This window comes from Gilliamella sp. CG25, from assembly GCF_046635705.1.
Classification (GTDB): domain Bacteria; phylum Pseudomonadota; class Gammaproteobacteria; order Enterobacterales; family Orbaceae; genus Gilliamella; species Gilliamella apicola_I.
In genome coordinates this window covers 39686-51805 of the sequence record NZ_JBIDFJ010000008.1, presented here as the reverse complement: position 1 = coordinate 51805, position 12120 = coordinate 39686, and the positions used below count along the sequence as shown (strand labels likewise).

Sequence of the window (12120 nt, the reverse complement as noted above, 5' to 3'; positions counted from 1 at the left end):
GTGAACTATTATGATAACAATAGAAAAAATTACGAATCAATTTAAAACAAATAGTAACGCGAGCTCGATTGATAACAAAGCTGCAGTACTTTTACCCATTATTAACGATGGCAAACAACCTCAATTGTTATTTCAGGTCAGATCGAACAAACTTAAATGGCAACCAGGCGATATCTGTTTTCCTGGCGGTCGGGTAGAATTGACTGACTTAGATCCAGAATATACCGCAAAAAGAGAAACATTTGAAGAATTAGGTATCCCAATGAGTCAAATGACTATTTTAGGAAAAATGCCTAAATTTATCGCCGCATTGGGGCTAGTCATTTATCCGTTTGTTGCAAAAATAGATTCCCTTGATAATTTACAGCTTAATCGGGATGAGGTCGAACAAATATTTACCGTACCGATTGATTGGTTTATTGAAAATCCCCCGCAACAAGCTGTAATGCTAATAGGGCATAAACCATCAGATAACTTTCCTTTTCATCTATTACCAAATATCCGCTCTGACTGGCAAAAAAGATCGGAGCATAATATCTTGTATTATTCATATAATAATCGTATTATTTGGGGATTAACTGCCCAAATTTTATCTAATTTTATCAATACAATTAGTCGTTAGTTAAAATGGATAACTCGAAACCAATTTAATTATTCATTTAATTAAAGCTTTTTTTGTAGCAATTTGTAGTAATTTTAGCAATTAATGCTAAACAATATGTCCATGTAACAAAAAATCCTTGAGAATCACTCAGTAAATATTTTAAATAGATAGCGTTGTTTAATTTATCTCTCGTTAACAACTTTACGTCTGAACACTTTTGAAAGTTAAAAAAAGACAACATCTGAGAGCTACTTAAGATTTCTACACTCTCTACTAAAGATTTCATCTCTACCCATTGAATAATTGTTAAACATTGATTATTAATTTCAATCATTTAAAAAATAAGGGTATTATCATGAAACGTTTCAATAAATCATCGATCGCATTAGCTGTAGTATTATCGTTACCGTTCGTTAGTGTTTATGCTGCCTTACCTTTAACCGATGAAGAAAGTAGTAATTTAATTCCAATGAAAGAGATTTCGGTAACAGGTAATTATTTGCAAGCGCAAAATGCGGAAGATGATATTTCAAAAGCAGCCGATGAAGCTGGAGCTAAGTATTATCATATTAAAGCACTTGAAGCGGCAGAAACATCAAGCTCAGCTGATTCTGCTATTGTCTATGCTGATATTTATCAATCTAATGCACCGATTGCATTAAATAAAGAAGAAACAACTTATAATGGTATAGTTGCTTATGAACGTAACAAAGCACTTTATTATTTACCATTTGAAGTTGTCAAATTTAAAGGAAGTTTTAACAACACATCTGAAATCACCACTGAAGCAAGTAAAATCGCAGCAGATAAAGATGCTTATGCCTTTTATATCAGCTCTATCGAGCCTTCTAATCTAAAAAATCAATCTCAAGATGTTGAAGTGGCTTTATATAAAAAAGATGCGCCAGTAAGAGATTATATCGTTACCAAAGCAATTGAAGGTGAAGATGCTTATGAAATCAGTAGTGATGCATTTAAAACGATGAAACCTTATACCACAATTGTTTTCCATGGCGTCTTTAACAACACTACTGAAATAAGTGCTGCTGCACAGAAACATGCAATTGCAAATGGCGCTCAATTTTATTACGTGAAAGAGGTATCAACCAACCCAGCCAATACGGCACAAACAGTTTATGTTAATTTATATAAATAAAATATCTTAATTGCATTTTCCACGTGTTAGAGAACTCAATGACTTTAACCCGTGGAAAACATAAAATCTTACAATACTTAAATAGTGAATAATGCTGTTTAAATAGCCAACCTTTATCTGTTTAATAATTTATTTGTTAAAAAAATATATCTAAATTCATTACAAAACATAATTTTAAAAAACACCTGATTTTTCTCATTTTCAATCACTGCATTAAAACGGTTGGGAAACGTATGTTATTAAAAAATGTTAGGATTAAACGATATATCAATGTTACGAAAAAAATATTAAAACACAGTTCTTTTGTCATCATTTTTGTTAGTTCAACAACTGATGCACTCAGTGCTAAAACAGCGCAAGTAATTCAAGGCACTGCGCCTTATTTTACTCAAGCTGACAAAGTAGGGGTTGAAGGTGCTCGTGATTACGATAAAGCAAATTTTATTTATTTTGGTGTTAAATTCAAAGGTGCAACATATTCGGGAATGAATGATCTAAACATGGCGATAAAACAATCTGGATTTTCCGCCGTCGATCCTAACACAACCACACCCAATCAACTGTTAGCACTGTTAAAATCCAGTTATGGATTAGAGGGGACTATACTTCCATTTAACCCTATGTTAGTTGCCGATGATAGGAATAATGTTGCTGATGATGAAGGTGATATTCCAATTAAAATAAATCCTCCTGATGCAGGATTAAAAATCGATTGGTTTTATCGCTCTATCAATCAATCTTTTTTGTTGCTGGAATCAGATAGAAATAGAACTTTTTGTGAATTGGCTCGATTAGGTTGGAATCCCTATATTCGAATATCAGGTCCTGTTGTTTTAGTGACCGAATTTGGAGAACCAAACTTCAGAGTTTATGCATCGCCTAAACGGGACTTTTTTATTTATAATGCAATTAGACCCACCGTATGCGCAGCCAAACCTTCTATTGCTTACTCATTTGTTTTTGAAGGTCGGGATTATACAGGAGAATGGGCTAAACTAACTTGGGGTGAAAATAATGAATATACGTATGACTCTGGTCTGGTTAATAAGGTGCGTTCAAAAGGTTTTCCAACCACTGGGTTTGACCATGCTCAATTCACCATGTCTTTTGCAGGTGTTCCATTTGATTTATCCACCATTTCAACATCGACAAATTCAAATGGTGTAAATCTGACAACTAATCTTCTTAAAAACAATGATATTGATGACTACTTAGTTAATACTTCTCTGCAATTTCATTTATCCGGAAAAGCGATCGACAAGCCTACTTTTTCAATCAAGTCCAATGGGAACGAAATATACACTTTTACAATTAATAAATGGTTTGCTACGTCTAATTTAAATGCAACCACTTATGACCAAAGTGCACAAGCTTGCCAAGGCAATTATGTTGTTCCAACGATTGAAGACTTTACCAATAGTGATCAAACAATTATCACTTCTGGAGCATGTAAATCAGATAACAACTCTAACAATTGTCTGGCAATTAAGAGTAATCATTATTATCGAAAAGTTGGAAAGAGTCTTTTTGCTGAATGGGGCGATATCACCAATGAACAAAACCAGTATTACCATGCTTATCCGGGTAATAACTTTCCTAAAAATATTTTATATTGGACATCGGAAGAAAGAGATACTAATCATCAATATGCAGTGGGGCCATCTATTGGTGCGATTGAATGGTTAGCGAAAGATGAACCGATCAATTTTGTTTGTGTGCTTAAATGATAACGCGTCTGTTCGAGGATTTTGCTGTAATCATACGCTTATTTGAACTGATGATTTAAAAAATAATAGTGATAAATTGATTTTTTTAAAATATAAAATATTGAAGTTTACTGAAGCGATGCCAATTTGAACAAAATTTATTGAAATTTAAATTTAGATCTTATTGGAAAATAGAAACGATTGATTCTTTGTAATAAGAAAAGAAGAATAAATGGCTGGGGTACCAGGATTCGAACCTGGGCATGGCGGGATCAAAACCCGCTGCCTTACCGCTTGGCTATACCCCAATATTATTCAGGAAAAAGATATCTAGTGGTACGGGTAGTGAGATTTGAACTCGCACACCTTTTCGGAACTAGAACCTGAATCTAGCGCGTCTACCAATTCCGCCATACCCGTATTGGAATACTCAAGAAAGTAACAAACAGAGATAAAACAGATTAACTAATAGATATCAAAATATGCAGATTGGAATGGCTGGGGTACCAGGATTCGAACCTGGGCGTGGCGGGATCAAAACCCGCTGCCTTACCGCTTGGCTATACCCCAATAAAGGATAACATTAAGATTAAAATGGTGCGGGTGAAGGGACTTGAACCCCCACGCCTCGCGGCGCCAGAACCTAAATCTGGTGCGTCTACCAATTTCGCCACACCCGCATGATATACTTCCGGTAAAAGTATAACTTAATCTTAATGGTGGCTACGACGGGATTCGAACCTGTGACCCCATCATTATGAGTGATGTGCTCTAACCAGCTGAGCTACGTAGCCATTTCATTCGCAACGTCATAACCAACACTGCGAGGCGCATTATGCTTGTGTTGAGGCAAATCGTCAACCCTTTTTTTTAGATATTTTAAAAAAAAGTTATGATTGATTAAGTTGCAAGCGAATCCAGTTTAATATCACTTCAATTCGCCTTTTTTGCAACTCAAGATTAATGGATTGTCCAGTAAACCCTTGAGCAATAATTTCTTGCACATTCACACTATAGGCTAAATTATAAGCATGTTCAAGATATTGAGCTTGCGGATAAGTTGCGCTTTCATTGAAAGCTTCACTGGCAATAATCAATTGCTTTAAATGATGAGGATGACGCCAAACATCAATACCATTTAATAATTCTAAAATTTGTGAAGCGCTTTGCACTGTTATATGACTAACAACCTTTCTGTATTGTTGAACTATTTTGGCAATTTTAGCAAATGAAGTTGGTGCTTTTATCTGTTTACATAAACGTTCAACGGAATCTTTACTGATTAAATCACCACATAAAACGCCAAAACGCACAGTTAACTCATGGGTAAGTTTTACTGATTTTTTTAAAGCATAGATTATATTGGTCGTTAACACTAATTCAGGAAATAAAATTTGAAGTGCTCCGCATTGCTCAAGGACTTGGAAATAAATTTGTGGATTTTCGCTGGCTAATGCTTTTTCCGTTTCTTTCCACACTCTTTCAGGAGTGAGATAGCTTATTTCGCCTATGGATATCATCTCTTTCATAAGATCCATTGTTTCTTGAGCGATTGTAAATCCTAAATGATGATACCGAGCAGCAAAACGGGCTACGCGTAAAACACGTAAGGGATCTTCGCGAAAAGCACTTGAAACATGACGCAACAATCTTTGATTAATATCATCTACGCCATGGTAAGGATCGACAATATTCCCCTGCTCATCCATGGCAATAGCATTAATGGTGAGATCCCGACGAATTAAATCTTGTTCTAAGGTAATTTCTTTACTGAAATCACAAATAAAGCCACAATACCCTTTTCCTGATTTACGTTCAGTACGCGCTAAAGCATATTCTTCTTTCGTTTTTGGATGTAAAAATACCGGAAAGTCTCGACCGACTTGCTCAAAACCTAACGAAATAAGTTCTTCGGGGGTTGCGCCAACGACAACCCAATCTCGATCGAAAACAGGCAGACCTAATAATCTATCCCGAACTGCTCCACCAACAAGATAGACTTCACTCATCTAACGCATCCAACGGTCTTTTTTACTTCGGCGAGGCATAATAATAGGTAAAATAAGACCTAAGATAAGTCCACCACCTGCAACAAGACCACCATAAGTAAACCAAGTCACAATTAAGTCACGTCGCTTATCATCTACTTGATTTAACATTGAGTCTAACATTGCTGCTTGTTCTTTTACTTGTTTCTCCAATTCGATATTTTTATTTTTCAAGTTCTGAACTAATTCTTCTGAGGTTCGTAATTGTTGCACATAGTCGGTCACTAATTTCTGTTGAGATTTATCCGCATTATCAACTTTATCTTTGTATTCGGCTATTTTAGCTTCCAAATAAGGAATACGCTCTTTAAGGCTTGGTGTATCGCTTAATTTATTGGTTTCGATCCATGCCACATTGCCACTTTTCAGCAGCAGCTTAGTGTATTTACCATCCGCACTTCTTTCAAGCGCATTGACTTTTGAACCACTTTTGATCGTATTTGTGAAAGCATGTTGTTGGCTAGGACCACGACGTAAGTAAACATCAACCTCATCAATAACATATTTATCAACAGCATTTGCACTAAAAGCAACTGCAATAAGAGAAATTAAGGTAAAAATATTTTGTTTCTTCATAAAATTTCAACTAATCATCCATAAATAATTACATAATAACATAAAAATTGGATATTTCGCATAATCATTTTACATTTTATGTTTCTTAATTATCCAATACTTAATTCGCCTTATCAATTGAAAACGATTACATTTTTTATGCGATCTTAATCACAGATTAAAAAATTTATTATTTAAATAAAAGAGAATAATCGCTAATTTATATTTAGCAAAGCAATTAACAATGGGAGATATTATGAACTGCCGTCTTAGCAATAAAAATTTAGATATTCTTATTCGAACAAAACCCTATGCAGAATTATGTTATTTTGGTAAACGATTACATGATGATCACATTGAAAATTATGATTTATTTATTCCGGCAGTGCCAAATTCACGCATTGATGTTCACGTCCCTTTTACTCTCTGTCCAGAAGAAGGATTAGGTAATTTTAGTACGCCAGGATTAGAAGGACACAGGAATGGAAAAGATTGGTCTCCCGTATTTGTTACCAAAGATGTAAAAAAATCAGACAATCAAATAACAATTATCAGTGAAGACAGTATCGCAAAATTACGTTTAACCAGTCAGTTTATTTTGGATGATTGTGGGGTATTACAATGTCAAAATAGCCTGACCAACTTAGGTGAAGAACCTTATTCAGTCAATCGATTATCAATAACGCTTCCTATTCCTGAACGTGCACAAGAATTAATGGCTTTTAGTGGACGCTGGATTAAAGAATTTTTTCCTCACAGAACAAAAATTGAACATTGTAGCTATTTACAAGAAAATCGCCGAGGAAGAACTTCACATGAATATTTCCCTGGTATGATTGTTGGTACCACAGGGTTTAAAGAACAAACAGGCGAAGTTTGGGGAATTCATTTAGGTTGGAGTGGTAATCATCGTATCCAAGTTGCGGTTAAAAGTAATGGTAAACGCTTTATTCAAGCCGAAGCATTATATAGCGCAGGCGAAATATCGCTCGCCCAAGGTGAAACCCTTACAACACCATGGCTATATGCCACTTACAGTGATGAAGGTTTAAATAAAATGAGTCACCACTTTCATCAATTTCTGCGTAACAATATTATTACCTTTCCACAAAATAAAGCACGTCCTGTTCATCTTAATACTTGGGAAGGTATCTTTTTTGACCATAATCCAGATTACATTATGAAAATGGCAAGTAAAGCGGCACAAATGGGCGTTGAGCGCTTTATTATCGACGACGGTTGGTTTGGCAAGCGTGATGACGACTACCAAGGTTTAGGTGATTGGTACCTTGATGAACGAAAATACCCCAATGGACTTGAACCGGTTATCGAGCACGTGAAAAATTTGGGCATGGAATTTGGTATTTGGGTTGAGCCTGAAATGATCAACAAAAACTCGGATTTATATCGAGCACACCCTGATTGGCTACTTGAGTTATCGGGTTATCAACAACCTGAAGGACGTCATCAATATTTATTAGATTTGCAAAATCCTGCTGTTTTTGATTATTTACTTGAAAGATTAATATGGTTACTGGGTAGTTATGATATTGATTATATTAAATGGGATATGAATCGAGAAATTGTTCAAGCGGGTCACAATGGCAATCCAGCTATTGTTGGACAAACAAAAGCATTGTATCGTTTACTCGATATTTTACGAGAAAAATTTCCGAACGTAGAAATCGAATCATGTTCATCAGGGGGTGGACGGATAGATTATGAAATATTAAAACGAACACAACGATTCTGGACTTCAGATTCTAACGATGCATTAGACAGACAAATCATTCAACGCGGAATGAGTTATTTCTTCCCACCAGAAGTCATGGGCGCACATATTGGTGGCGCTTTGTGTCATACAACTTATCGTGAACTGAACATGAATCTTAGGGGATTAACTGCTTTATTTGGTCATATGGGCGTTGAACTTGACCCCGTAAAAGAATCAGAAGTTGAACAGCATGCATTTGCACATTATATTGGACTACATAAACAATTACGAAATTTATTGCATAGTGGTAACAATTATCGATTGGATGTTGATGACAGCAATGCAATGCAAAGTTATGGAGTAGTAAGCCAAGATAAAAATGATGCTGCGTTTATCATTGCCCAATTAACCTTACCAACTTTTGCTTTAAGTGGTAACTTACGCTTGACAGATCTACAGCCCGAAAAACAATATTTAATTGAAATACTTGATCTACCTGATAATATTGATCCGAAAATAAATGGACATGTAATGAAAGCTCTACCTTATTGGATGGTCAACAAAACGATATTATCAGGCGACTGGTTAATGCAAATTGGACTACCTTTACCCGTTTTAGATCCTGCAACAGCAATGTTAATTAGAGTGGTAGCTCAATAAAAACTTTTGACTTACAAAGCACACAATAAATTTACAAAAAATTAATATTTTTTTGAAAATAACAAGGGGGAAAAAGGCCATAATGCAATTTTCCCTTTGTATTAAATTAAGTTTGTATGATCAGAATTTAATCGAATTATTGGCAAATAGTTTTTTTTCCTTTATTATAATTAGTTAGGAATAATAAATAGTTATAGTCAATTATTAAGAGAAACAAACTGGATCAACTAAAAGAAGTTTTAAGATGTAAGTAAAGTAAAAGATATTTTAGTACAGATTACTTCCCGCTTTACAAATACTTTTCATTTTTATTTCGTTGGTAGTCTACATAGCTCTATATTGGCAATCTTAAATTATAAAAATTTACATGAAATAAATTTAGTTTGAGTAATTATTTTAGCGATAGTAATTTAATAAAAGGTTTTTTTATGGCGACAATAAAAGATGTTGCATATTTAGCTGAAGTTTCAGTTGCAACGGTATCCCGAGTTATAAATAATGCAAATAATGTAAGTAAAAATACACGTGAAGTCGTAAAAAAAGCCATGGAGACATTAAACTATTATCCAGATGCTAACGCTCGCGCATTATCTCAACAACACTCTAATACAATTGGCATTGTGGTCGCCGATGTGTCCGACCCTTTTTTTGGGGCGATGGTTAGCACGGTTGAAAAAGTAGCTTATCGAACTGGTCATTTTTTGCTAATTGGCAATGGATACCATAAAGAAAAACAAGAATACAATGCCATTACTCAGCTTATTGAGCACCGCTGTAAATCATTAGTTGTTCATGCCAAAATACTTTCCGATGAAACACTCATAAAATTGATGCAACAAGTGCCAGGCATGGTTATCATCAATCGTATAGTGAAAGGGTTTGAAGCACGTTGTATTGCACTTGATGACCGTTATGGCTCGTATATCGCGGTCAAACATTTAATTCAAAATGGACATACGAAAATAGGTTATTTATGTTCGAATCACGAAATTTCAGACGCTTCAGATCGACTAAATGGTTATAAAGATGCGTTGAGTGAATTTAATATCGAGATAGAACAGAATCTAATTACCTACTCTTCGCCTGATGAAATAGGTGGAGAAGAAGCCATGAAATCCTTATTAGAACGGAATCGAAACATCACCGCTATAGCCTGTTATAATGATTCTATGGCTGCGGGTGCCATGTCAGTCCTGTATGATAATGATTTAAAAATCCCAGCTGATATTTCTGTTATTGGGTTTGATGATTTATTAATGGCTAATTATTTACATCCTAAACTGACAACGGTTCGGTATCCTTTACAAGCAATGGCAGAACAAGCAGCTGAGCTTGCCTTATCCCTCGCTAAAGGAGAGGCTCCCTCAAATAACTTAATTAATATTTTTACCCCAACATTAACTAAACGTTATTCTGTCAATTCTATAGGCTAAGGTAGAAATAAACATTCAATAAAGCGTTTCAATATTAGCGGCTTAACAATAAAGAAAAATGTTAAGCCACGATTAAATAATCGTATTGAACAATCAATGTTTATGTAAAGGTAATTTTTTTATTAATAATAATTTATTTAATATCAGATCAACCGAAATTACATCGCAATTTAGTTGGCTATTTAAATCAAACGTTTTTAAAACAGAATCATAAAAATAATTCGCATGGGTCATTATTGGTTGATTGCTGACATCACCCTGGCAAGGTTTGTTGGCAATGGTTAAACTGGCTAAAGCTGAAGTATCAGGATGCCGAGTCAACAATAACCAAAAACTGCCTTCTTTAGAATATTCATCATAACGACGTGATTCATAACACCACCCCACCAATGCCTGATCAACCACACCTTGTTGTAAATCCGTTATGGCTGGGAGTAAAATCTGTGACCAATTACAAATATCTGTCGAAATAAAAAGATTGGGTCCATTCACTTTCAATGCATCAGCAACATAAAAAGAAATCGCATTATTTATGCTATTAATAAAATTAAATGGTCGTGGTGTTTTACGTTGAAAAATATCCATCTCCAGTTCATACATATTACTGGGTGAACTAAAAATTGAGGTCACATACACACCACAATGAGCATTAATCTTTTCTATGGAAAGCGCACCTAACAATGATAACAACGCTAAACGACTTGTACGTCGACTATTAATATTAAATTGCTGTTTAAGCAAATTTTTTAACTTACTTTCTTCACTATGGCTCTCTGCGATAAACTGTGATGTACTGAGTAAAAAAACACTTTGCATTATTCTGTTATCTCCAACAATAACACAGCGTTATTACCGCCAAATCCAATACAATTTAATAAATAATAACCTTGAGGATAAGGTTTTGAAATGTCTGTAAAACCATTTGTATAAATAGGTTCAGATTGCGCCATGTGATAATTTGGATAACTAGGCGTCTGTTTTGATTCAAATATCAACAATAATATTATCATCTCAAGTACACCAGATGCCCCTAATGTATGACCAAGATAAGGTTTAAAAAATATCAACGGTTTTCGCTCTGTAAAAGCATTTGTTAAGCTATCAATTTCAACTTTATCATTCATTGGACTACCTGTCGCATGAGTTTTAATGGCAACAATATCGGTTTCAGTCATATCGAATTGCGTTAACGTGTCTTTAATGAGTGCGCTAACATTTTTAGGATCCGTTGTGGTAATATTAGAGGTATCACATATCGTTTTACCGCCTTTTAAGATAAATTGATTATTGTTTGCTAATCGTGGTTGATTGCTTAATGCAATACAACCAATCCCCTCCCCTAAAATAAGTCCTTGGCTAACACTTAAAAATGGTGGTTGATAATTATTTGTTAGTAATCCTAAAGCATTAAATCCTTCTAAAGTGATAGAATTAAATGATTCAAATCCCACAATGATTGCCCGTTCAATTATGCCTTGGGAAATGTAATTTTTTGCATAAAGTAATGCATTAGAACTTGAAGTACAAGACGTCGCAACATTGATCACATCAAGATTTTTCCATTTTAATTTAAGTTGTTCTGCTATTTCATTTAAAGAAAAAGGTTGGTGATAACATGCTTCTGTTAATTCTAATAATTCCTTATTAAAAAAAGTAATTTCATGCGAAGACATTGCAAAAGAAGTGGAAGCTAAAAAAATTGGGATTTGTTCCAATTCTGATTCTTGCCACTGACACGCCTGTAAAGTTTGCAGAATTTGAAATACTATACGATCAACGATCTCAGTTAAACTTAGCCGTTTTTTATCAAAGGCTGGAAAATAATTAACAGATAGTGATTCACTTGCTGTATTTAAAGGAATCAATTTAGGTTTTCTTGGATGAAAAAGAATATTACTAATAATCTCATGGCAGTTATCACCTTGTGCGCACACCGCAGAAAAACCATTAATGTAAACATTGTCCATAATATTATTTTTTTATTTGCTCAAGTACATATTTATTGAGTTTCGAAACCGTGACCATATGTATTCTTACTTCTCGGTCACCTTGTAAACGAACGCCAAATTGCTCTTTTAACGCTACGCAAATTTGTAATGCATCTAAAGAATCTAAATTTAATCGACTGGTAGCCCCAAACAGCGGCTCATTATCTGTTAACTCCTCGGCAGTTAAGATATCTTCTTTTTCAGATTCGGTAATAATTAACTGTTTTAATTTAAAAATTAAATTATCCAAATTTAA

General features: G+C 34.6%; 10 protein-coding genes and 5 tRNA genes. 5 read left to right on the top strand and 10 right to left on the bottom strand.

What is annotated here, in order from left to right; translation table 11 throughout:
- The first annotated feature begins 10 nt into the window (after positions 1 to 10).
- The 3 genes from ACGH6P_RS07605 (at position 11) to ACGH6P_RS07595 (ending at position 3487) form a co-directional block, all read left to right on the top strand.
- On the top strand, positions 11 to 622 hold the full coding sequence (locus ACGH6P_RS07605; protein WP_267379198.1) for an NUDIX hydrolase: 612 nt from the start codon (positions 11 to 13) through the stop codon (positions 620 to 622).
- A 337-nt stretch (positions 623 to 959) separates the two neighbouring features.
- Complete coding sequence (locus ACGH6P_RS07600) at positions 960 to 1760, top strand: YdgH/BhsA/McbA-like domain containing protein (protein WP_267350588.1); 801 nt, start codon at positions 960 to 962, stop codon at positions 1758 to 1760.
- 233 nt (positions 1761 to 1993) lie between these two features.
- Positions 1994 to 3487 (top strand): hypothetical protein, encoded by a 1494-nt coding sequence (locus ACGH6P_RS07595; RefSeq protein WP_411597165.1) that lies wholly within the window; start codon positions 1994 to 1996, stop codon positions 3485 to 3487.
- Positions 3488 to 3699: 212 nt separating this feature from the next.
- Here ACGH6P_RS07595 and ACGH6P_RS07590 read toward each other — a convergent pair.
- The 7 genes from ACGH6P_RS07590 to ACGH6P_RS07560 form a co-directional block, all read right to left on the bottom strand.
- Positions 3700 to 3774: transfer RNA gene (locus ACGH6P_RS07590), tRNA-Gln, on the bottom strand.
- A gap of 26 nt (positions 3775 to 3800) precedes the next feature.
- Positions 3801 to 3886: transfer RNA gene (locus tag ACGH6P_RS07585), tRNA-Leu, on the bottom strand.
- 75 nt (positions 3887 to 3961) lie between these two features.
- Positions 3962 to 4036, bottom strand: a tRNA-Gln gene (locus tag ACGH6P_RS07580).
- A 25-nt stretch (positions 4037 to 4061) separates the two neighbouring features.
- Positions 4062 to 4146, bottom strand: a tRNA-Leu gene (locus ACGH6P_RS07575).
- A 37-nt stretch (positions 4147 to 4183) separates the two neighbouring features.
- Positions 4184 to 4260, bottom strand: a tRNA-Met gene (locus ACGH6P_RS07570).
- Between the two features lie 96 nt (positions 4261 to 4356).
- Positions 4357 to 5475 carry a multifunctional CCA tRNA nucleotidyl transferase/2'3'-cyclic phosphodiesterase/2'nucleotidase/phosphatase gene (locus ACGH6P_RS07565; protein ID WP_411597164.1) on the bottom strand — a complete coding sequence of 373 codons (1119 nt, stop codon included), beginning with the start codon at positions 5473 to 5475 and terminating at the stop codon, positions 4357 to 4359.
- Positions 5476 to 6090: a TIGR04211 family SH3 domain-containing protein gene (locus ACGH6P_RS07560; RefSeq protein ID WP_411597163.1), complete on the bottom strand. Its 615-nt coding sequence runs from the start codon at positions 6088 to 6090 to the stop codon at positions 5476 to 5478. It abuts the gene before it with no gap.
- A gap of 235 nt (positions 6091 to 6325) precedes the next feature.
- On the opposite strand from ACGH6P_RS07560, the gene ACGH6P_RS07555 reads away from it, so the two are divergent.
- Entirely contained in the window at positions 6326 to 8443 is a 2118-nt protein-coding gene (locus ACGH6P_RS07555) for an alpha-galactosidase (RefSeq protein WP_411597162.1), read from the top strand.
- 428 nt (positions 8444 to 8871) lie between these two features.
- Positions 8872 to 9876 carry a substrate-binding domain-containing protein gene (locus ACGH6P_RS07550; RefSeq protein WP_267379188.1) on the top strand — a complete coding sequence of 335 codons (1005 nt, stop codon included), beginning with the start codon at positions 8872 to 8874 and terminating at the stop codon, positions 9874 to 9876.
- 93 nt (positions 9877 to 9969) lie between these two features.
- Here the strand turns inward: ACGH6P_RS07550 and ACGH6P_RS07545 are convergent, their stop codons facing one another.
- The 3 genes from ACGH6P_RS07545 to ACGH6P_RS07535 are packed head-to-tail and all read right to left on the bottom strand — an operon-like array spanning position 9970 to position 12114.
- Positions 9970 to 10692, bottom strand: a complete 723-nt coding sequence (locus tag ACGH6P_RS07545) for a hypothetical protein (protein ID WP_411597161.1) — start codon at positions 10690 to 10692, stop codon at positions 9970 to 9972.
- Entirely contained in the window at positions 10692 to 11843 is a 1152-nt protein-coding gene (locus tag ACGH6P_RS07540; RefSeq protein WP_411597160.1) for a beta-ketoacyl synthase N-terminal-like domain-containing protein, read from the bottom strand. The genes ACGH6P_RS07545 and ACGH6P_RS07540 overlap by 1 nt, the downstream gene beginning before the upstream one ends.
- Positions 11844 to 11847: 4 nt before the next feature.
- Positions 11848 to 12114, bottom strand: coding sequence for an acyl carrier protein (locus ACGH6P_RS07535; protein WP_411597159.1), 267 nt, complete (start codon positions 12112 to 12114; stop codon positions 11848 to 11850).
- Positions 12115 to 12120: the final 6 nt, after the last annotated feature.

Bases quoted from the DNA above. Each gene is read 5' to 3' on its own strand.
- ACGH6P_RS07605 (WP_267379198.1), top strand. From the start codon at position 11: ATGATAACAATAGAAAAAATTACGAATCAATTTAAAACAAATAGTAAC.
- ACGH6P_RS07600 (WP_267350588.1), top strand. From the start codon at position 960: ATGAAACGTTTCAATAAATCATCGATCGCATTAGCTGTAGTATTATCG.
- ACGH6P_RS07595 (WP_411597165.1), top strand. From the start codon at position 1,994: ATGTTATTAAAAAATGTTAGGATTAAACGATATATCAATGTTACGAAA.
- ACGH6P_RS07565 (WP_411597164.1), bottom strand. From the start codon at position 5,475: ATGAGTGAAGTCTATCTTGTTGGTGGAGCAGTTCGGGATAGATTATTA.
- ACGH6P_RS07560 (WP_411597163.1), bottom strand. From the start codon at position 6,090: ATGAAGAAACAAAATATTTTTACCTTAATTTCTCTTATTGCAGTTGCT.
- ACGH6P_RS07555 (WP_411597162.1), top strand. From the start codon at position 6,326: ATGAACTGCCGTCTTAGCAATAAAAATTTAGATATTCTTATTCGAACA.
- ACGH6P_RS07550 (WP_267379188.1), top strand. From the start codon at position 8,872: ATGGCGACAATAAAAGATGTTGCATATTTAGCTGAAGTTTCAGTTGCA.
- ACGH6P_RS07545 (WP_411597161.1), bottom strand. From the start codon at position 10,692: ATGCAAAGTGTTTTTTTACTCAGTACATCACAGTTTATCGCAGAGAGC.
- ACGH6P_RS07540 (WP_411597160.1), bottom strand. From the start codon at position 11,843: ATGGACAATGTTTACATTAATGGTTTTTCTGCGGTGTGCGCACAAGGT.